At 65.6% G+C, this 18779-nt stretch carries 17 protein-coding genes and 1 tRNA gene; 5 read left to right on the forward strand and 13 right to left on the reverse strand.

The window, feature by feature from the left end; translation table 11 throughout:
• Positions 1–92: 92 nt before the first annotated feature.
• The 5 genes from DVDV_RS17050 to DVDV_RS17070 form a co-directional block, all read right to left on the reverse strand.
• A complete protein-coding gene (locus DVDV_RS17050; protein WP_075355828.1) occupies positions 93–1562 on the reverse strand; it encodes a tetratricopeptide repeat protein in 1470 nt (489 codons plus the stop codon).
• A gap of 79 nt (positions 1563–1641) precedes the next feature.
• Positions 1642–2736 carry a metabolite traffic protein EboE gene (gene eboE / locus DVDV_RS17055; RefSeq protein WP_075355829.1) on the reverse strand — a complete coding sequence of 365 codons (1095 nt, stop codon included), beginning with the start codon at positions 2734–2736 and terminating at the stop codon, positions 1642–1644.
• Between the two features lie 2 nt (positions 2737–2738).
• Positions 2739–3917 carry a 3-dehydroquinate synthase gene (locus DVDV_RS17060; protein WP_075355841.1) on the reverse strand — a complete coding sequence of 393 codons (1179 nt, stop codon included), beginning with the start codon at positions 3915–3917 and terminating at the stop codon, positions 2739–2741.
• A gap of 45 nt (positions 3918–3962) precedes the next feature.
• On the reverse strand, positions 3963–4487 hold the full coding sequence (locus DVDV_RS17065) for a tRNA (cytidine(34)-2'-O)-methyltransferase (protein WP_075355830.1): 525 nt from the start codon (positions 4485–4487) through the stop codon (positions 3963–3965).
• The gene (locus tag DVDV_RS17070) at positions 4484–4888 is read right to left on the reverse strand and encodes a PaaI family thioesterase (protein ID WP_075355831.1); all 405 of its coding nucleotides are present in this window, start codon (positions 4886–4888) and stop codon (positions 4484–4486) included. Before DVDV_RS17070 ends, DVDV_RS17065 begins: the two co-directional genes overlap by 4 nt.
• 125 nt (positions 4889–5013) lie before the next feature.
• On the opposite strand from DVDV_RS17070, the gene DVDV_RS17075 reads away from it, so the two are divergent.
• On the forward strand, positions 5014–5358 hold the full coding sequence (locus DVDV_RS17075; RefSeq protein ID WP_075355832.1) for a hypothetical protein: 345 nt from the start codon (positions 5014–5016) through the stop codon (positions 5356–5358).
• Positions 5359–5420: 62 nt separating this feature from the next.
• On the opposite strand, the gene DVDV_RS17080 is transcribed toward DVDV_RS17075, so the two are convergent.
• Positions 5421–5496 (reverse strand) — tRNA-Val (locus DVDV_RS17080).
• Between the two features lie 122 nt (positions 5497–5618).
• On the opposite strand from DVDV_RS17080, the gene rfbB reads away from it, so the two are divergent.
• Both rfbB and rfbD read left to right on the forward strand, forming a co-directional pair.
• Complete coding sequence (gene rfbB, locus DVDV_RS17085) at positions 5619–6641, forward strand: dTDP-glucose 4,6-dehydratase (RefSeq protein WP_075355833.1); 1023 nt, start codon at positions 5619–5621, stop codon at positions 6639–6641.
• Positions 6638–7516: a dTDP-4-dehydrorhamnose reductase gene (gene rfbD, locus DVDV_RS17090; RefSeq protein WP_075355834.1), complete on the forward strand. Its 879-nt coding sequence runs from the start codon at positions 6638–6640 to the stop codon at positions 7514–7516. Before rfbB ends, rfbD begins: the two co-directional genes overlap by 4 nt.
• Here the strand turns inward: rfbD and DVDV_RS17095 are convergent.
• Complete coding sequence (locus DVDV_RS17095) at positions 7489–8910, reverse strand: hybrid sensor histidine kinase/response regulator (RefSeq protein WP_254845427.1); 1422 nt, start codon at positions 8908–8910, stop codon at positions 7489–7491. The two genes, rfbD and DVDV_RS17095, sit on opposite strands and share 28 nt — an antisense overlap.
• Positions 8911–9140: 230 nt before the next feature.
• Here DVDV_RS17095 and DVDV_RS17100 point away from each other — a divergent pair, with 230 nt between their 5' ends.
• On the forward strand, positions 9141–10154 hold the full coding sequence (locus DVDV_RS17100; RefSeq protein ID WP_075355842.1) for a glycosyltransferase family 2 protein: 1014 nt from the start codon (positions 9141–9143) through the stop codon (positions 10152–10154).
• A gap of 102 nt (positions 10155–10256) precedes the next feature.
• Positions 10257–13619 (forward strand): ATP-binding protein, encoded by a 3363-nt coding sequence (locus DVDV_RS17105; RefSeq protein WP_075355836.1) that lies wholly within the window; start codon positions 10257–10259, stop codon positions 13617–13619.
• 132 nt (positions 13620–13751) lie between these two features.
• On the opposite strand, the gene DVDV_RS17110 is transcribed toward DVDV_RS17105, so the two are convergent.
• The 6 genes from DVDV_RS17110 to DVDV_RS17135 all read right to left on the reverse strand — a co-directional run.
• On the reverse strand, positions 13752–14306 hold the full coding sequence (locus tag DVDV_RS17110) for a GPR1/FUN34/YaaH family transporter (protein WP_075355837.1): 555 nt from the start codon (positions 14304–14306) through the stop codon (positions 13752–13754).
• A 126-nt stretch (positions 14307–14432) separates the two neighbouring features.
• Positions 14433–15332, reverse strand: a complete 900-nt coding sequence (locus tag DVDV_RS17115) for a sensor domain-containing diguanylate cyclase (protein WP_075355838.1) — start codon at positions 15330–15332, stop codon at positions 14433–14435.
• A complete protein-coding gene (locus DVDV_RS17120) occupies positions 15329–16468 on the reverse strand; it encodes a HAMP domain-containing sensor histidine kinase (protein ID WP_254845428.1) in 1140 nt (379 codons plus the stop codon). Before DVDV_RS17120 ends, DVDV_RS17115 begins: the two co-directional genes overlap by 4 nt.
• A gap of 14 nt (positions 16469–16482) precedes the next feature.
• Positions 16483–16803: a response regulator gene (locus DVDV_RS17125; protein WP_254845429.1), complete on the reverse strand. Its 321-nt coding sequence runs from the start codon at positions 16801–16803 to the stop codon at positions 16483–16485.
• A gap of 58 nt (positions 16804–16861) precedes the next feature.
• Positions 16862–17383, reverse strand: coding sequence for a chemotaxis protein CheX (locus DVDV_RS17130; protein ID WP_075355840.1), 522 nt, complete (start codon positions 17381–17383; stop codon positions 16862–16864).
• 18 nt (positions 17384–17401) lie between these two features.
• On the reverse strand, positions 17402–18779 hold a 1378-nt coding region (locus DVDV_RS17135), incomplete at its 5' end, for an ATP-binding protein (protein ID WP_254845430.1).

The raw sequence follows: 18779 nt of genomic DNA on the forward strand, positions 1-18779 counted from the left end.
GACCTGTCCGTGGCCCGTGACCCCCGTCCAATGGACAAGACCAGATAACCCCCCCGAAATCCCACCCCCCCCGGCCACGTTTCAGGGCCGGGCTAGCGGATGCCTGAATCCAGAGCGGAAGGCAGTGTGCTGGTCGTCGTGGTGGTCGTCGTGGCGGCAGTGGAAGAGTACGAGACACTCGAACTGGACGAGCTCGCGGTGGCGGACGTTGTCACGAGTTTTTGCAGGGAACTGGCCTTGTCCAGATCGTTCTGGGCGTACTGCTGATAGGTGGCGGCCTGGGCCGGATTGGCCGTGGCCAGGGCCTGCCAGGCCTTGGCCCGGTGCTTGAGGGCGGCGACGTAGGACGGTTGGGCGGCCAGGGCCTTGTCATACTCGGCGATGGCAGCCTGGTAGCTGCCGGCGTCGTAGCGCAGCCGGCCGAGGGCGTCATAGGCCCGGGCGTAGCCGGCGTCCAGGGAAAGGGCGGTGTTGTCGTCCTCCTGGGCGCGGCCGGGATCGCCGATGGCCACCCAGTACGAGGCCCGGTCCACATAAACATTGGGCAGGGTCGGATCGTAGGTCACGGCCAGATTGAGCGTCGAAAGCGCGGCAGAACCGGCCCCCTGGCCGATATAGGTGAGCCCGAGGCCGCCGGTGGCCTTGGCATTGTCCTCGTCGAGCGCCAGGGCGGCATTGTAGGCGAGCTGGGCGTTGGCATAGCTTCCCTGGGCCAGATAGGCGTCGCCAAGAAGCGTATAGCCGGTCACCAACTTCTCCAGGTTTTTCACGTACGTGCCGCCGCAGTAGGCCGAGGCCATGGCCACTTTGGTCATGGTCTCGTTGTACTCGTTCATGGTCTCGTTTTTTTCTTTATCCTTGTCGGTCAGGTCCTCGGCCACAGGCAGATTCTGGCTGCCGCTTGAGGACGCAAAAAGGGAACTGCTGGCCGAGGTGGAGCTTGTGCCGGAGGTTGTGGCCGACGACGTCACCGCACCGGTGCTGGTCGTGCCGGCCGCCGTGCCGGTGCTGGTCGTACCGCTGGCCGTCGTGCCGCTGGCTGTCGTGCCGGAAGAGTTTGCGGACGTGGAGGTTCCCGTGGTGCTGCCTGTCGTCGTGCCGCTCAGGATGTTGGTGGTCGCATACAGCGACGTGCCGTTTAAGATGCTGCCTGTCCCGTACAGGGACGAGGGATACGAGGAAAGGTACGAGTTTCCGGAAACGGCCAGCAAGGGGCTGTCCTCGGGCAGATACTGATCGCAGACACTGGAGGCGCGCAAAAGCGACACGGCTTGGGTCGCATCGCTGACAGCCTGGGAGGGGACGTCCAGGACCAGATCGATCCAGGCCCGGGCCAGATAGGCCTCGCCGTTGTCGGGATTGGTTGTCAGGGACTGGGTGAGGTAGGCCAGGGCAGCGGGATAATCAAGGGCGTCGCTGGCGGCCACAGCACTCTGGTAGACGCTGTCGTTGGCAACGGACAGGCTGCCCAGGGAGGCGGCCAGGACCGGCCCGTGCCCGATGACGGCAACAGCCACAGCCGCGGCAAGGCCCTTGGCCAAGCGTCTCATGGTCTGCTGCATGGTGTCCTCCCGGCCTCAAAGCGGCCCCTGGCGTTAATCCGCCACCATCCTCCCTACCTAATGAGGCACGTCACTGCCGTCAAGGCCGTCTGGTGGCTTCAACCCAGGCAATTTCCCTGATGATCGACTGCGTCAGCCCGCCTGTTTTCAGTTCCGCCGGCAGGACGCTCCAGGTGTAGGTCTCCACTTCCAAAGGAATCGAAGGGTCGAAAAGAGGCAGTATGGCTCGCAGGAAGGGCTGGGTGGTGGCGCACTCCGGCAGTTGGGATACAAAAATCGGCAGATGAAAGTGCACGCGCCAGGATGCAACACCGTCAATCCTGGCGGCAATGGCCTTTTGCAGATCATCAAAACGGCGCAACGTCCCGTCATGGAGTCTGGCCACGGCCTGATGCAGATAGACAGGTTCCACGAACCGAGCCAGACGCGACACATCCGCCCCATCGTAATGCAGGGCCGAGGACACCTGCACATGGCCAACCGCAATGCCGGCGGCGGCGAGCAGGGCCAGCGAGGCGGCCGGGTCCTCGTATTGCAGAGCCTGATGGCAGCAGTCGTAGCAGACGCACAGATGTTCCATGTGGGCCGGCGGCGCGTCCAGGGCGGCAAAAAACGCCGCCATCTGGGCCGTTGTCTCAATCAGACAGCCCGGCTCGGCCTCGACCGCCAGCCGGATGCGCCGGCCGGTTGCCGCCAGCAGGTCGGCCAAGGCGGCCAGGACACCCCGGATGGCGGCATAGGCCGCCGGCAGATCGGCCACGGGAAAGCCCTGGCGAAAGCCGATGGGCACGGTGGAGATGGACCCGGTTTCGCCCTCGGCCAGCCAGCCGGCCAGCAGCCGGGCCAGACGCAGCGTGTAGGCGGCCCGCTCGGGATCGCGCCAGTCCGGCAGATAGACGCTCTCCTTGACCGGCGTATGATGGAACCGGCCATAGGGGAAGCCATTGAGGGTGCGAAAGGTCAGGCCCAGGGAGGCGGCCTCGGCGGCAAAGGCCCGGGCGGCCTCGGCGTCGATTTCCAGGCTGGCCCGGCCCGACAGGCGAAGGCCGACCGGAAAGGGGCGGTCGGGGCAGACGGCAGCGGCCACGGCCGGGGCGTGGGCCAGGACGCCGCTGCGGATTTCCTCCCAGCTCTCACCAGGATGGATGTTGGTGCAATAGGTCGTCGGCTCCATGGTCACTCCCGGGGGTGTTCTGACGTCCGCGCCCTGGCCGGCCGGGTCCGCCCGGCCAGGATGCTTCGGGCCTCATCCATCCGGGCCATATCGACCTCGTGGACCTCCAGGCGTCGGCCGATGCCGGCCAGCAGGCACAGATGCAGGCGGCCGCCCAGGTGTTCGCGAAAGGCTTCGATGGCCCCGGCCATGTCGAGCCGCTCCAGGGCCGGATGCCAGACCGCCAGACCGAGCCGGTCGAGCAAGGCCAGCACGGCCTCGGCCTCGGCTGGGCCAAGCAGGCCCAGGCGGCAGGAATACAGGGTATCGAGCGCCAGCCCCACAGCCACGGCCTCGCCATGACGCAGCTCCCCGGCCGTGGCCTCTTCCAGGGCATGGGCGGCCCAGTGGCCGAAATCGAGCGGCCGGGCCGAACCCAGCTCAAAGGGATCGCCGCCGCCGGCAATGTGCTGCAAATGGGCCTCGGCGCAGCGGATGTCGGCCTCAAGCAGGGCCTCGTCGTCAAGGACGGCCAGACGCGGGGCCAGCTCCTCCAGCCGCTGGAAAAACAGGGCGTCGCGCACCAGCGCCACCTTGACCGCCTCGGCCAGTCCGGCCCGGGCCTCGCGCGGGGGCAGGGTGGCCAGCAGGGCATGGTCGTTTACCACGGCAAAGGGCGGGGCAAAGGAGCCTAGGTAGTTTTTGCGGCCAAAGAAATTGATGCCGTTTTTGACCCCCACCCCGGCGTCGTTCTGGGCCAGGACCGTGGAGGGCATCCGAATCAGGCGCACCCCCCGGTGGGCCGTGGCTGCGCCGAAACCGGCGGCATCCAGCACCGCCCCGCCGCCGATGGCCAGGACAAAGGACTGGCGACACAGTCTGGCCCGGTGGGTCAGCTCCCACACGGCCTCGACCACGGAAAAATCCGATTTGGCCCGCTCGCCGCCGGCCACCAGGAGCGGCGCTTCCACCAAGGCCACACGGTCGGCCCGGGCCGCGGCGTAGTCGGTGATGCGCGAAAGCAGGCCGGGATCGGCTGCGGCCAGCCCGTCGTCCACGACCACCCCGACCTTGTGCGGTCCGTCGCCGGCCCGGGCCAGGATCTCGGCCAGGACGGGATTGGCGGCATCAAAGACCTGCCGGGTGAAGATGACGGGATACTCATAGGCCAGCTCGATATGCTGGGGGATGGCAACGGTCATAGGGCCTCGGTCGATGTGGGGGAGGAGATGGGGCATCTGTCCCTCCTATCGGTTTTTGCCGGTTTCTTCCAGTTGGCCGCCATCGGAGGCCAGAGCCGGGTCCAGGGCGTCCAGGACGCCGAGGCGGCGCAGTGCCTCGTAAAGCACCACCGAAGCGGCATTGGCGATATTGAGGCTTCGCACCTGGCCCCAGATGGGAATGGTCAGGCGGCACTGTGCCGCTGCCAGGACCGGCCCGGGCAGGCCGCTGGACTCTGCGCCAAAGACCAGGACGTCATCGGGCGCAAAGGCGAAGCGGTGGCAGGGCGTGGCGGCGTGGCCCCGATTGCCGGCCGTGGTGGCCACCAGCCGGCGGCCGGGCCGGGCGGCCCGGAAGGCCTCGAAATCCTCCCAGACCGTCAGGTCGACATGGGGCCAGTAGTCCAGGCCCGCCCGCTTGAGATAGCGGTCGGCCAGGGAAAACCCGAGCGGCCGGATGAGATGGAGCGGGGTCTTGGTGGCGGCGCACAGCCGGGCGATGCTGCCGGTATTTTGCGGGATCTCCGGGGCGACCAGGACGATTTCGATCACGCCGTCTCCCGGGTGTAGGGCACGTCCTTGCGATACGCCGTGCCCTGGAAGCTGGCGATGACGTCGCCGGCGTCATTGGCAATGGTCACGACGTAGGTGGCCATTTTGGACCCCAGGGAGATTTCCCGGGCCTCGGCGTACAGGGTCGAGCCCAGGCCGGCCTTGACGTAGGAGATGGAGACGGCCACCGCCAGGCTGAGCTTGCCATGGCTGTTGGCGGCCACGGCGAAGGCCAGGTCGGCCAGGGTGAAGATCGCTCCGCCATGGGCGATGCCGGCCCCGTTGCGGTGGTTTTCGGTGATGTCCATGGCGGTTTTGGCATAGCCGGGCCGGGCCTCGATGAGGCGGATGCCAAGGGATTTGGCGAAGGCGTCGCGGTCGAGAAACCACTGCATATCCATGGGGCGCACTCCTTGGCCGCAGTCTGCGGCAGTCGAAACCCGGGGATCCAACGCCGGGCGGCCGGATTTGTCAAGCCGGTCGAATGGAGCTATACGGGGACATCCCGACCAGGGGGTGGACTGCCATGTACCGTCTCGCTTTCGCCATGCTGTGGCTGTTGGCTGTTTTGGCCTGTCCGGCGGCACCGGCCGGCCAGACCGGTCTGGCCCTGGCTGCGCCGCCGGGGCCGGCCGACCTGTCCCGGTCCATCGAAACGGCCAGACGCGGCATCGCCGACCATGAGAAGACCATCCAGGGCTATGACACGGAAATGCGGGGCACGGCAGCCAATGATCCGACATCGGCCAGACGGCGCGAGGAAATCCGCATTCTCAAGCAGCATTATGTCCGGGAAATCGAAGCGCTTCGGGCGAAAATCATTGATGACTACAAAAAAATCCAGGAATTTCGGGACCGTGGCGTTCAATAACGACAATGCCCGGCCCCAAAAAAAAGACGCCTCGCGTTGCGAGGCGTCTGGGATCGATGCGGTGGTGGGCGATCGGGGATTTGAACCCCGGACTTCCACCGTGTGAAGATGGCACTCTAACCGCTGAGTTAATCGCCCGTCGAAGAAAGTATGCGAACCGCCCCTCCCTGGCAAGCATTATTTTGCCAAAGGCCGGAAAAAACGAATACCGACTCCGGACGAAACAGGCAACACTTCAAAATAAAAGGAAAAATCGAAACATGCGACTGCTCGTGACCGGAGGCTGCGGCTTCATCGGCTCCAACTTCATCCGCGACATGCTGGCCCGCCACGACGGGCTGACCATCGTCAACCTCGACCTGCTCACCTACGCCGGCAACCGCCAGAGCCTGGCCGACGTCGAAGCAGCCCACGGCGGCTCCCGCTATTTCTTTGCCCGGGGCGATATTGCCAATGCCGAGCTGGTGCTCCACCTCTTTGAGGAACACAAGATCGAGGCGGTCGCCAACTTCGCCGCCGAATCCCATGTGGACCGCTCCATCACCGACGCCTCGCCCTTTGTCCGCACCAACATCGCCGGCACCCAGAGCCTGCTCGACGCCGCGCGCCATTTCGGCATCAAGCGCTTCGTCCATGTCTCCACCGACGAGGTCTACGGCACGCTCGGGCCGGACGGAAAATTCACCGAGGACACGCCGCTGGCTCCCAACAGCCCCTATTCCGCCAGCAAGGCCGGGGCCGACATGCTGGTGCGGGCCGCCAACGAGACCTACGGCATGGATACCGTCATCACCCGCTGCTCCAACAACTACGGGCCCTTCCAGTTCCCGGAAAAGCTCATCCCGCTCATGTACTCCCGGGCCATGGCCGACGAAGCCCTGCCGGTCTACGGCGACGGACAAAACGTGCGCGACTGGATCTACGTCATCGACCACTGCCGGGGCGTGGAACTGGCCCTGCTCAAAGGCAAATCCGGCGGGGTCTACAACTTCGGCGGGGATGCGGAAAAGCCCAATATCGAGGTGGTGCGCACCATCTTAAGGGCCCTTGGCAAGCCCGAAAGCCTTATCCGCTATGTCACCGACCGGCCCGGCCACGACCGCCGCTACGCCATGGATTTCACCAAGGCGGCCCGGGAACTGGGCTTTGCCCCGGCCTGGGATTTCACCCGGGGCATTGCCGAAACCATGGCCTGGTACCAGCAAAACGGCCCCTGGCTTGAAAGCGTGCAAAGCGGCGCGTATCGCCAGTTCATGGCCTCCTGGTACGGGGACCGGGCATGAGCGGCCAAACAGCCGGACGGGCCATCATCCTCGGCGGCCAGACCGGGCTGGTGGGCCGTCCGCTGACCCGGGCCCTGGCCGAGACCGGCTTTGCCACCCTGCCGACCACGCGCTCGACGCTCGACCCCTTTGACGCCGAGGCCGTGGCCCGGCAGGTCGACGCCTTTGAGGCCACCCACGTCTTTAACACCGTGGCCTACACCGCAGTCGACGCGGCCGAGGACGACCCGGACGAGGCCTACCGGCTCAACCGCGACCTGCCCGGCCGGCTGGCCCGGATCTGTCGCGCCGCCGGGACAACCCTCGTCCACCTCAGTACGGACTTCGTCTTTGACGGGACCGGGCACGAACCCTACGCCGAAAACGACCCGGTCAATCCCCAGTCGGTCTACGGCGCAAGCAAACTGGCCGGCGAACGGGCCGTCCTGGACGCCGGCCTGGACGCCTTCCAGATCCTGCGCACGGCCTGGCTCTATGGTCCGGGGAAAAAGAACTTCGTGGCCACCATCCTCGGCTTGGCCAAGGATCGCGAGGAACTCAGGATCGTGGCCGACCAGATCGGTTCGCCCACCTACACCGTGGATCTGGCCGGATGGATGACGGACCTGGCCCGCACCGACGCCTGCGGCATCTTCCACGCCGTGGGTTCGGGACAGGCGAGCTGGTGTGAGCTGGCAGCCGAGGCCGTGGCGGCCTCGGGCCTGCACTGCCGGGTGACGGCCATTGCCTCGTCGGCCTATCCGCAAAAGGCCCACCGGCCGCCCTACTCGGTGCTGGACAACAGCAAGCTGGCGGCGGCCATCGGCCGCACGCCCAGGGCCTGGGGCGTGACGGTGCGGGAATACGTCTACAAGCAGGAACAGCTGTCGGACTGATCCGGCACAACCGGCGCAAGCGGCAGGGTGAAGCAAAAGGCGGCACCCTGCCCCGGGTCGGACTCCACCCAGATGCGGCCGCCATGGGCCACGGCGATCCCTTCGGCAATGGCCAGCCCCAGGCCCAGGCTCTTTTCGCCGGCCGTGGGCCGGGCCGAAAGCCGCTCAAAGGGCTTGAACAATCGATGGCGTTCCTCGATGAGCACGCCCGGCCCCTGATCGCTCACCCGCACCATCACCTCGTCCTCGGCCAGCCGCAGCGTCAGGCGCACCAGGCTCTTGGCCGGCGAAAACTTGATGGCATTGGAAAGCAGGTTGTCGAGCAACCGGGCCATGAGATCGGGATCAAACAAGAGGACCGGCAGATCCGGCACCCGGGCCTCGACCCGGATGCCCTTGCCGGCAGCCGTGGCCTCGGCCAGCCGGACCCGTTCCATGATCAGGGCGTCAAGGCGCGAAGCGGCCAGGGCCGGTTCCAGGCGTCCGGTTTCCAGTCGGGTGAGATCCTGCATATTGGCGGCCAGGGTGCACAGCCGGCGTCCGGCCTGGCTGATCACCGCCGCCATTTCCCTGACCTCGCTGCCGATATCGCCGCACACGCCGTCAAGGATCAGATTGGCCGCGCCAACAATTCCGCCGGCCGGGCTTTTGAGATCATGGGCCAGCATGGACAGAAACATCCGGCGCAGGCGCTCCAGACGCTTGATCTCAAGCATCCGTTCCACGGCCTCGACGCCGTGCAGCACCCGGCAATACAGCTCCTCGCGCTCGAAGGGCTTGTGCAGGTAGTCGTCGCCGCCGCTTTTGAGAAATTCCGCCGAAATGGACCGGGGAGCCTTGCCCGAGATGCCGATGAGGCAGATCTCACGCTGGCGGAAACGCCGCCGGATGGTGCGGGTCAACTCCACACCGTTTTGCTCCGGCATGTCATAGTCGATGATGACGGCGGTGATGTCCGGACGCTGTTCGAGAACGGCCAGGGCCATGGCGGCCGAGGCGGCCATGTGGACGCGAAACTGGTAGCGGCGCAGCTGGCGGCGTAAAAAAAGCCGCATGAAAGCGGAATCTTCCACCACCAGGATGCGGACCGAGCGGTTTTTGAGCAGCCGGTCCACGAACCGGGCCACGGACTGCGGGTCCTCGGCCTCGGCCACGACGAAATCGATGGCGTCCAGCTCCTGGGCCAGCTCGCGAAACTGCGGCCGGTAGCGTTCGGCCACGGCCAGCCAGGGAACGGCGCCGGTGGTGGCCGCCGCCGCCAGGGTGCGCACCCCGGCCTCGGGCAGGGCCAGATCCACGACGCAAAGGAGCACTTCGCCCCGCCCCCCGGCAGCCAGCAAGGCGGCGGCAGCCGCGGGATCGCTGACTTTGACGGCCCCAAGTCCAGAAAACATACCACAATGACGCACAACAGCTGCGGCAAGGAAAGGGTTGTCGGAGACAAGGAGAATTTTCGGGTCGGACATGGCGGGTAGTGCGTCTCCCCGGTGGCGATATAAAAGTTTATCAAATGCAACGAACGAGAGCAATGAGGCTATCGGCAAAATCAATAATTTGAATACCCAGAGAAATGAGCCGCTTGCCGCATCTTGCCCAGCCCTTTCCGTCTCGCTACAATCGCTCCATGATTTCCGTGGTCCTGCCGGCCAGAAACGCCGCCGCCACTCTGCCCGCGGCCCTGGCCAGCCTGGCGGCCCAGACCCTGCCCGACTTTGAGGTCATTGTCGTCGACGACGGCTCTGACGACGGCGGGGCCACCCGGGCTGTCGCCGCCGCCTTTGCCGGCCGCGACAGCCGTTTTCGCCTGCTTTCGCGCCCCCACGGCGGCATCGTGGCCGCCCTTGAGGCCGGCGTTGCGGCCGCCCGGGGCAGCGCCATCGCCCGCATGGACGCCGACGACGTCTGCCACCCCGAGCGCCTGCGGCTCCAGGCCCGCCACCTGGCCGACAATCCCCAGGTCGGCCTGGTGTCCTGCCGGGTGGCCTTTGGCGGCAACAGCCAGGCCGCCCGGGGCTACCAGACCCATATCGACTGGTGCAACAGTGTGACGACCTCCCGGGATATCCGGCTGGGCATCTTCCGGGAATCCCCCCTGCCCCACCCCTCGGTGCTGTTTCGCCGGGAGCTCCTGGCCCGCCACGGCGGCTACCGGCACGGCGATTTCCCCGAAGATTACGAGTTGTGGCTGCGCTGGCTGGAGGCCGGGGTGGTCATGGACAAGCTGCCCGAGGTGCTGCTGACCTGGAACGATCCCCCGGGCCGGCTTTCCCGGGCCGATCCCCGCTACCAGACCGAGGCCTTTTTCCGGATCAAGGCCGGCTATCTGGCCCGCTGTCTGGCCCGGATCAATCCCTTCCACCCCCGGGTGGTCGTGGCCGGAGCCGGACGCATCACCCGCCGCCGGGCCGAGCGGCTCTTGGCCCATGGCATCGTCATCGAGGCCTGGCTCGACATCGATCCCGACAAGGTGGGCAAAACCGTGGCCGGCCGTCCGGTTGTCCATCTGCATGACGTTCCCGGGCCCCAGGCATGTTTTGTTCTGCCCTACGTGGCCAGCCGGGGAGCAACGGAATACATCATCGACCGATTGCAGGCCCGGGGCTTTGTCATCGGACAAAATTGCCTGCCGGCCGCTTAAACAGGACTGCGCCCTTGCCTTGCCCGGCGAAGTTTTTTAAAGGAAGTTTCAAAGGTGTGCGCCCTTCGGCAATTCGGTTTATCTTTCCCCGGAGTATCAGGCATGGCATGGCGACGGCTTCGGAGCCTGCGCACTCGGTTGCTGTGGCTCGTTGTGCTGACGCTGGCGCCGGTCATTGCGTTGCATGTGGCCTCTGCCGTGGAAAAACACCGCATGGCCCGGGAAGCGGTCGCAAGCGGGATGCACAGCATCGCCGATCTGGCCGCTGCCAACACCCAGACCCTGCTGGTCAGCGCCGGCGACGTCCTCTCCGGCCTGACCCATCTGGCCATTGTCCAACAGCTCGATCCTGCCGCCATTACGAAACTGTTCACCGATACCCGAGGCATCTTTCCCGGTTTTGCCCAACTGTTCCTGGTGCGTCCCGACGGCAGCCTGGTGGCCGCAGCCCACCCTCCTGGCGATGGGATCGAAAATGCCGACCGCTTGTGGCTGCGTCAGGCCCTGGCGGCTCCCGACCACACGATAAACGGGTATCAGACGGGCCGGGAGGCCGGCCAGTCGGGGCTGGTGCTGGCCCACGCAGTGAGCGACGAGGCGGGGACACTCCGGGGGGTATGCGCCCTTGTCCTTCGCCCGGACTGGTTCACCGCCATTTTTAACGGCATCCGGATGCCCGAAGCGGCCCAGGCCTGCCTGTTTGACGACAAAGGGACAGTGCTGGCCACCTGGCCTGCCACCCCCAAGGCCCTTGGCCGGCCCATGCCCGGAATCGAAGCCCTGCTGCCCCGCCTTGCCACCGAAGCACGCGTTATCGACTGGATCGGCCCGGGTCTGGACGGCGTCGAGCGGCACTCCATTTTTTCAGGACTTGGCCCTGTCGGCGAGAGCCGCCTCTTTATCCGCTTAAGCCAGCCGGCAACGATCCAGGCCGCCATCCTGGCCACGACCTGGCGACGCGACATGCTTTTTTTCGGCCTGTCCGTGGCCCTGGCCCTGGTTGCGGCCAACCTCTTCAACCGAGTTTTTATCCTGAGGCCGGCCCAGCAACTGGCCGACATGGCCAAGGCCGTGGCCGCCGGCGATCTCGACCGCCGCTCCGGCCTCGCCGACGGCCAGGGGGAAATGGCCGACCTCGGCCGGGCCCTGGACGTCATGGCCGACAGGCTGCGGCAACGCATCCGCTTCACCCAGGAACTCATCGACGCCCTGCCCACTCCATTGTTCTATAAGGATTTAAATGGCCGCTATCTGGGCTGCAACACGACCTACGAGCGCGACATCCGCCCCGGCGAGTCCATCATCGGCCAGACCGTCCATGCCATCGAACCCCTGGACCGGGCCGGGCTGTGCGCGGACATGGATCAGGCTGCGTTACGAAACCCGGGCCACACCGTGGAATACGAAACCTCCCTGGAGTACAGCGACGGGTCCGTGCGCGATCTTATTGTCTTTAAGTCCCTGTTTCGCGACGTCTCGGGTGCGCCAGCCGGCATCATCGGCGTCCTTTGGGACATTACCGCCCGCAAGCGTTCGGAAAAAGAACTGCTGGCCTCCCAGGCCCGCTATCAGCTGTTGCTCGATTCCATGCACGACGGGTTCGTCGTGGTCTCCGGCGACTACCGGCTGGTGGATTCCAACCCGGCATTTCGGGACATGCTCGGCTATGACGCTGCAGAACTGTCGACCATGACCTACCAGGACATCACCCCCGAGGCCTGGCACCCCATCGAGGAACAAATCCTGGCCGAGGTCGATGCCGGAGGCTTCTCCGAGATCTTTGAAAAGGAATACCGCCATAAGGACGGCCACATTTTCCCCGTTGCCCTGCGCCTGCACCGCCATCCGGCCGGCCCGGGGGACGAGCGCCGCTACTTTGCCGTGGTGCGCGACACCACCGGGGTCAAGGCCATCGAGTCCGCGCTGCGCCAGGCCAAGGAGGCGGCAGAAACCGCCAACCGGGCCAAAAGCGATTTCCTGGCCAAAATGAGCCATGAGATCCGCACCCCCCTGCACGCCGTCATCGGCATGACCGAACTGACCCTGGGCACACAACTGTCCCTGCAGCAGCGCGATGCCCTGGAAACCGTGCGCGAGGCCGCCGGCAACCTGCTCACCATCATAAACGACATCCTCGACCTCTCGCGCATCGAGGCCAAGGGGCTGGAACTGGTTACCGAGGATTACGACCTGCGCCGCACCCTGGCCGGCGTGGCCCGAACCCTGCGGCCCCAGGCCACGGGCAAGGGGCTTGTGCTGTCCCTGGCCGTCGCTCCGCAGACGCCGCGCCATGTCCGGGGTGACCAGGGAAGGCTGCGCCAGATCCTGCTCAATCTCCTCGGCAATGCCGTCAAATTCACCGAACACGGCAGCATCAGCCTGCAGGCCAGGGTTCTGGCCGAGCCGGACCGCCTGGAACTCACCGTCGCCGATACCGGGGTCGGCATTCCCCCGGACCGCCTGGAGCGCGTGTTTGACATGTTCACCCAGGCCGATTCCACCGTGGCCCGCCACTTCGGCGGCACCGGCCTGGGTCTGGCCATCTGCCGGGAACTCTGCCGGCTCATGGGCGGCGTCATCGAAGTCCAAAGCACACTCGGCCTGGGCAGTCTCTTTCGGGTACGCCTGCCCCTGGTCCCGGCCCTGACCATCCCGCCCCCGCCCAAACCCCAGACCCGGCAGCAAACGCCGCCAACCAGAGCCCTGCGCGTGCTTCTGGCCGAGGACAATCCGGTCAACGTCAAGGTGGCCAGCACCTTTCTGTCCCGGCGCGGCCACCAGACAACGGTCGCTCCCGATGGCCGGCGCGCCTTGCAGTATCTGGCCGGGGAACCCTTTGATCTGGTGCTCATGGACATCGAGATGCCGCAACTCGACGGCATGGAAGCCACGCGGCGGCTGCGCAGCGGCCAGGCCGGTCCGATGAACCGCGACGTGCCCGTGGTGGCCATGACCGCCCACGCCCTGTCCGGGTCCATGGAGCGCTGCCTGGACGCGGGGATGACCGGATTTCTGCCAAAGCCCCTGGATTTCGGGACGCTCGATGCGCTGCTGGGCCAAATCGCCAGCGGCATCGAGGAGCAAAGGCCCTCCCCGGTGCCGGCTGACGCACCGGATGCCGTGTTGGATTCCGAGACTGCATTGCGCCGTTTGGGCGGCGACAGCGGCCTGCTGCGGGAGGTCGAAGACGATTTTCTGCGCCAGTATCCCCGCAAGCTGCGGCTGGTCAGTCTTTGCAGCGACAATGAAAACTGGGGCGAGGCCGCCCTGGCCGCCCATTCGCTCAAAAACATCGCCGGGGCCGTGGGCGCGGAATCGTCCCGGCGTCTGGCCGGACACCTGGAAGCCTATCTGCGCGAAAACGATGCCCCGGCTGCCCACGGGGTGTTCCTCACCCTCAAAGAGCATCTGACGGCTGCCGCCAAAGCCATCAAGGCCCAGGCCTCGGACACTGATGCCGGTTGAGCGGCCAAGCCGACCGGGGCCAGTGGCGCAAAAAAAGCCGACCACCTGTTGCCAGGGAGTCGGCGTAATCTGTGCGCCCGGCTCCGCCCGCGGGTGTCCTCGAGCGGCAGCGGCCAGGCGGAGGTCGAAGATTCAGCCCACAGGCAGCACCGTGCGGCCGTATTTCTCGTTGAGCACCTCGGCCATGGCCAGATAGCAGGCGCTGGCCCCGCACACGATGCCTTCGTAGCCGGCCAATCGGCCAAGGGCCGCCGATTCCAGCCAGTCCCTGGCCGCCAGCAGGAAAAACAGCACGGTCAGGGAACCAAAGATGAACTTCAAGACAAAGTTGCCGCCCAGGGTTCCCAGAAACATGAACAGGGTGAAAAGGCCCCAGAGAAACAGAAACCAGCCCATGAAGGGCTCAGGGGTGGGCTCGGCCAGCCCCAGCTTGGGCAGCATGATGAGGCCGGCCAGGGTCAGCCAGAAAAAACCATAGCTGACAAAGGCCGTCAGGCCGAAGGTGTTGCCCTTTCGAAATTCCAGGATGCCGGCAATGACCTGGGCCATGCCGCCATAAAAAATGCCCATGGCCAGGACCATGGAGCCGATGGGAAACCATCCCGCATTGTGAATGTTGAGCAAAATGGTGGTCATGCCGAAGCCCATGAGGCCAAGCGGAGCAGGATTGGCCAGTTTGGCATCCATGATGTGCCGTCCTTCTCGTGTGGGAGGTGGAGCCGGGCGCACCCGCCGTAAGTACGCTTCGACCGGAAAAACAGGCGGTAAAGGCTTTTGCCCGGCCTGTAAAGCCGGGAAACGGCCGTTAACCGGTCAGCCCGTCTCGACCCGGTTGCGCCCGAGGTCCTTGGCCGTGTACAAGGCATGGTCCACGCGCCCAAGCAGCTCCACCAGATCGTCCCCGGGCCGGGCCTCGACCACCCCGAAACTGCAGGTGACAGCCCCGGCCTGCCCCATGGCAAAACCGGCAATGGCCAGCCGCAGGCTCTCGGCCAGGACATAGGCGGCGGCCAGACCCAACCCCGGGCAACTGATCAGGAATTCCTCCCCGCCCCAGCGCCCCACAGTCAGCCCTTCGGGGACGCTCTCCCGCAGCATCCCGGCCAGCGCCCGCAGCACCGCATCGCCGCACAGATGGCCATGCCGGTCGTTTATGGCCTTGAAATGGTCGATATCGAGCATGATCAGGCTGTAGGGAATCGCCGCCCCGGTCTTCCCGGCCAATCCGGCGAGCAGCAGGGTCTCGGCATGTTGGCGGTTGGCCAGCCCGGTGAGCATGTCCGTGGTGGACAGGCGCACCAGTTCGAGATTGGTCAGGGCCAGGGTGGCATGGGCTTCGGCCAACTGGTTCTGGGTGGCCTTGAGCTCGGAGATGTCCACGCCAATGGCATAGCGCACCACCCGGCCGTCAGGCCAGGTCATGGCCCGCACCTGCATCTGATACCAGCGGTCGTCGGATTCGTTGAAATGCTCAAACACCCGGGTCTGGCCGTTGGGCAGTCCCTGGGGGGTGATCAGCTCGGTCAGGCGGCACCAGAGGCAGACGGACTCGCGCTCGTAGAGCGCTTCGTGGCAACAACGTCCGATATGGTTGCCGAAATGCTCGTGAAAGGCCTTGTTGCAATAGACAATGCGGCTGGTGGCCGCGTCCACGACATAGATGCCAAACGGGATCAGGTCGAAATGGCTCTCAAACAGGGCATTTTCCATCATGGGGCAGCGGCTCCGACCCGGGGCAGCGTGACAACAACGGCGGTGCGTCCGGGGACGCCCGCGTCAAGTGCGATGTCTCCGCCGTGGGCTTTGGCGGCCAGGGCGGCGGAATAGGCACCAAGGCCCGTGCCCCCGCGTTTGCCCATGGTGACGTACTTGTCAAACATCCTGGCGCGTATCTCCGGCGGCACCTCGCCGGCGTTGGTGATGACCAGGCGGATGGCTTGCGGTCCGGGCCGGACGTCCACCCCCACCCGCCCGCCTTCCGGCGAGGCCTCCAAGGCGTTCACAATGAGGTTTTGCAGCATGGGCCCAAGGAGCAGGTCGTCGCCGGCGTATTCCACCCGCGCTCCGGCCGGCACCACGCCGCCGGCCAGGGTCGTCTCCAGGCTGCGCCCCCGGGAAATAGCCATGCCGCAGAGCCGGGAGCACGTGCGGCTGGCCAGATCCAGAATGTCCACAGGCCGTGGGGTGAGGACAAAGGAGCCGGTTTCCAGGCGATAGAGCACCAGGGACTGGTTTAACATATCCAGCATGGAATGGGCGGCCTGCTCGATGAGCCCCACGATGTGGGCCGCCTCGGGCGGCAGATCGTAGTTTTCCTGAAGCACCTGGGGCAGACCGATCAGCGCCGACAGCGGGGCCTTGAGATCATGGCGGGCGATGCGTTCCACATGCTCGCGCAGATCCATGTTTTCGGTCAGGGCCGTATTCTGCCGGGCCAGCTCCCGGTTGCGGATGGCCAGTTCGGCATGGGCCTCGGCCAGCCGGTTCTGGGTTTCCTTGAGTTGGGAAATATCCACGGCAATGGCGTATTTGACCACCCGGCCGTCGGGCCAGCCCATGGCCTTTTCCTGGATCTGCGCCCACCGCTCGTCGCGTTCGTTGTAGTGGTCGTAAATGGCGGTCTGGCCGTTTGGCATGCCCTCGGCGGTCAGGAGCTGCGGGATGCGGCAATGCAGGCATGGGGCGTCATTGTCGTACAGGACCTCGTAACACAGCCCGCCTTCCACCGGCCCCAGGCTTTCCCGGTAGTGGCGGTTGATGAAGACCAGCTCATGGGTCGCCACGTCCACGACGTAGATTCCGAAAGGAATGACGTCGAAATGCGTCTGCAACAGCGCGCTTTCGAGCATGGAGCCGCTATGCATCACAGGTACTTGGCCACGACGGTATCCAGGGTTTCGGCCAGCTTTTCCTGTTTCACGGGTTTGAGGATATAGCCTTTGGCCCCGGCCTCGATGGCGTCCATGACCATCTGTTCCTGGCCGTGGGAGGTGACGATGACAATCAAGGCCCCGGGATGGTCGGCCAGGATGCGCCGGGTGGCCTCGATGCCGTTCATGTCCGGCATGGTGATGTCCATGGTGGTGACGTCCGGGGCCACCGCAGCAAAGCAATCAACCGCCTGTTGGCCGGTGGTGGCCACACCGGCCACCTCGTGGCCGAGGTCTTCCAGGAGCTTGGTCAATTTTTTTTACGGTGAGGCCTGAATCGTCCACCACCAGAATGCGCAGGGATTTCATGCCTTACTCCTTCACGTACTCAAGGGCGTCGTCAAACAGTTCGCCCGGCCCGATGAGATGGATGGCCAGCGCGCCGGCCTCGGCAGTCAGTTCGGCCGAGGCGAATTTGGCTCCCCGGTGGCGCATGACGGACTTGGCCTCGGTGAGGATGATGGGCGGCGACAGGGTGATGGACGGGCCGTTGTTGGCCACATCGGCCAGGGCATTGCCGACGATGATGTTGATGATGTCGCCGGCGGTCTCCTGGATGGCGTCCTCGCGTTCATCTTCGGCGATGTCGAGATCGGCGGTATAGGCGGCAAAGGCCGCCTCAATGAGCGGCGCGTCGAAACTGTAGGCGAGATAGAGCTTGAGCTGGCCGGTGGCGCTCAAGATGGCGGTCAGGTGGCGCAGGTCGAGTTTTTGCACATCGTCGAAATGAAAAGCGGTCTCAGTCGTAGCAAGGCCAAGTTCGTCAAGGAAAAAAGCCCGGGTGCGCGCGGTCAGCGCGTCCAGAAAGGCTTTTACGTCCAGGTGTTCGGTCATAACGTCTCCCGATTGATTTCACTCTGGGGAACGGGCCAGGGGCACGGTGACAATGAGGCGCATCCCCTGGCCCGGCTGGCTTATTACCGAGGCATAGCCGCCAAGCCGCTCGGCCTCGGCCCGCACGGCGGCCAGTCCCACGCCCCGGCCGGAGAGGTCTCCGACGGTGCGGCGCGAGGTGAAGCCGTCGCGAAAAAGCAGTTCCAGGATGGCCGCGTCGTCCATGGCAGCCAAGTCTTCGGCTCCGGCCAATTCCAGCTCAAAGGCCCGGGAACGCATGGCTTCCACATCCACGCCACGGCCATCGTCGGCCACTTCAATGGTCACGTTCCCGCCCCCGGCCCGGACCCGGCAGGTCACGGTCCCGGTCTCGGGTTTGCCGGCCGCCGTACGTTCGTCCGGTGTCTCCAGGCCATGGTCCACGGCGTTTCGAAAGGCATGTACCAAAGATTTCGCCAAAGGACCAAACCGGGACGGATCAACCGGCACGGCGTCTCCTTCCACGACAAAGGGAGCCACGAGCTTGCCCCGGCCGGCGGCCAGCCGGGCAACCAGCCTGGGGTAGGCGGACAGGAGCTTGTCAAGGGGCACGTGGCGCAGATCACGGGCCGCGGCCAGCACCGCCTGATCGTCGGCGCCAAGGGGCAGTTCGTCGAGCCGGGTGAGCAGCCGCTCGGCCAGGGCGGCCAGGGCGTCGGCCAATTCCTCGCCAAGGCAGATCTCGCCGCGGCGATTGAAAAATTCCGGTCCCAGGGACTCGCGCACCACGGCCAGGTCCTTTTCCAGGGCCGCGTCCACAGCCGGATCGGCCACAAGCGCCTCCACGGCGGCAAGGCTCGGGGCCTGCTCCCGGCCAAGCCCGGCCAGGTCCGTCTCCAGGGCGTCCAGGGCCGAGGCCACAAAGGCGCATTCGAGCTGCAAAAAAAGCCCCTTGAAGGTGTGCACCTGACGGTACACGCGGTCCAGGGCAACCCGGCCATCCAGGGCAGCGGCGACCAGCCCGGCCCCGGATTCCCGGAAATCGGCAAAGCTGTCGATCACTGCAAAAAAGTCGTGCTGCTCCCGCACCGCAGCCACCACGCAGGCCAACCGGTTGCGCTCCCGGGCCACGGCGTCCTTGAGGCGGACCTCGCCGGTGACATCGGTGATGACGAACATCAGCCGCCCGCCGCCCAGGGGACGGTAGCCCAGGCGCAGCGACGTCTCGCCCCGGACCACCTGCCTGGGCATAAGCGACAGGTAGAGGTCGCGGCGGTAGTCGTCCGGCTCGTCGAGAAGCCGCCGGATGTTGACGGCCATGCCCTCGCAGCCGGCCGGATCCGACGGGAAAAGGAGTTCGGCCACGTTTTCTCCCGAAATATCGCCGCCAAAAAGGAGCCGGCATTCCTGGCTGTAC

Source organism: Desulfovibrio sp. DV (assembly GCF_001936595.1).
Lineage (GTDB): Bacteria > Desulfobacterota > Desulfovibrionia > Desulfovibrionales > Desulfovibrionaceae > Solidesulfovibrio.

Bases quoted from the DNA above. Each gene is read 5' to 3' on its own strand.
- DVDV_RS17120 (WP_254845428.1), bottom strand. From the start codon at position 16,468: ATGCTCGAAAGCGCGCTGTTGCAGACGCATTTCGACGTCATTCCTTTC.
- DVDV_RS17130 (WP_075355840.1), bottom strand. From the start codon at position 17,383: ATGACCGAACACCTGGACGTAAAAGCCTTTCTGGACGCGCTGACCGCG.
- DVDV_RS17110 (WP_075355837.1), bottom strand. From the start codon at position 14,306: ATGGATGCCAAACTGGCCAATCCTGCTCCGCTTGGCCTCATGGGCTTC.
- DVDV_RS17075 (WP_075355832.1), top strand. From the start codon at position 5,014: ATGTACCGTCTCGCTTTCGCCATGCTGTGGCTGTTGGCTGTTTTGGCC.
- DVDV_RS17095 (WP_254845427.1), bottom strand. From the start codon at position 8,910: ATGTTTTCTGGACTTGGGGCCGTCAAAGTCAGCGATCCCGCGGCTGCC.
- DVDV_RS17105 (WP_075355836.1), top strand. From the start codon at position 10,257: ATGGCATGGCGACGGCTTCGGAGCCTGCGCACTCGGTTGCTGTGGCTC.
- eboE (WP_075355829.1), bottom strand. From the start codon at position 2,736: ATGGAGCCGACGACCTATTGCACCAACATCCATCCTGGTGAGAGCTGG.
- DVDV_RS17050 (WP_075355828.1), bottom strand. From the start codon at position 1,562: ATGCAGCAGACCATGAGACGCTTGGCCAAGGGCCTTGCCGCGGCTGTG.
- rfbB (WP_075355833.1), top strand. From the start codon at position 5,619: ATGCGACTGCTCGTGACCGGAGGCTGCGGCTTCATCGGCTCCAACTTC.
- DVDV_RS17115 (WP_075355838.1), bottom strand. From the start codon at position 15,332: ATGATGGAAAATGCCCTGTTTGAGAGCCATTTCGACCTGATCCCGTTT.
- DVDV_RS17060 (WP_075355841.1), bottom strand. From the start codon at position 3,917: ATGACCGTTGCCATCCCCCAGCATATCGAGCTGGCCTATGAGTATCCC.
- DVDV_RS17100 (WP_075355842.1), top strand. From the start codon at position 9,141: ATGATTTCCGTGGTCCTGCCGGCCAGAAACGCCGCCGCCACTCTGCCC.
- DVDV_RS17070 (WP_075355831.1), bottom strand. From the start codon at position 4,888: ATGGATATGCAGTGGTTTCTCGACCGCGACGCCTTCGCCAAATCCCTT.
- rfbD (WP_075355834.1), top strand. From the start codon at position 6,638: ATGAGCGGCCAAACAGCCGGACGGGCCATCATCCTCGGCGGCCAGACC.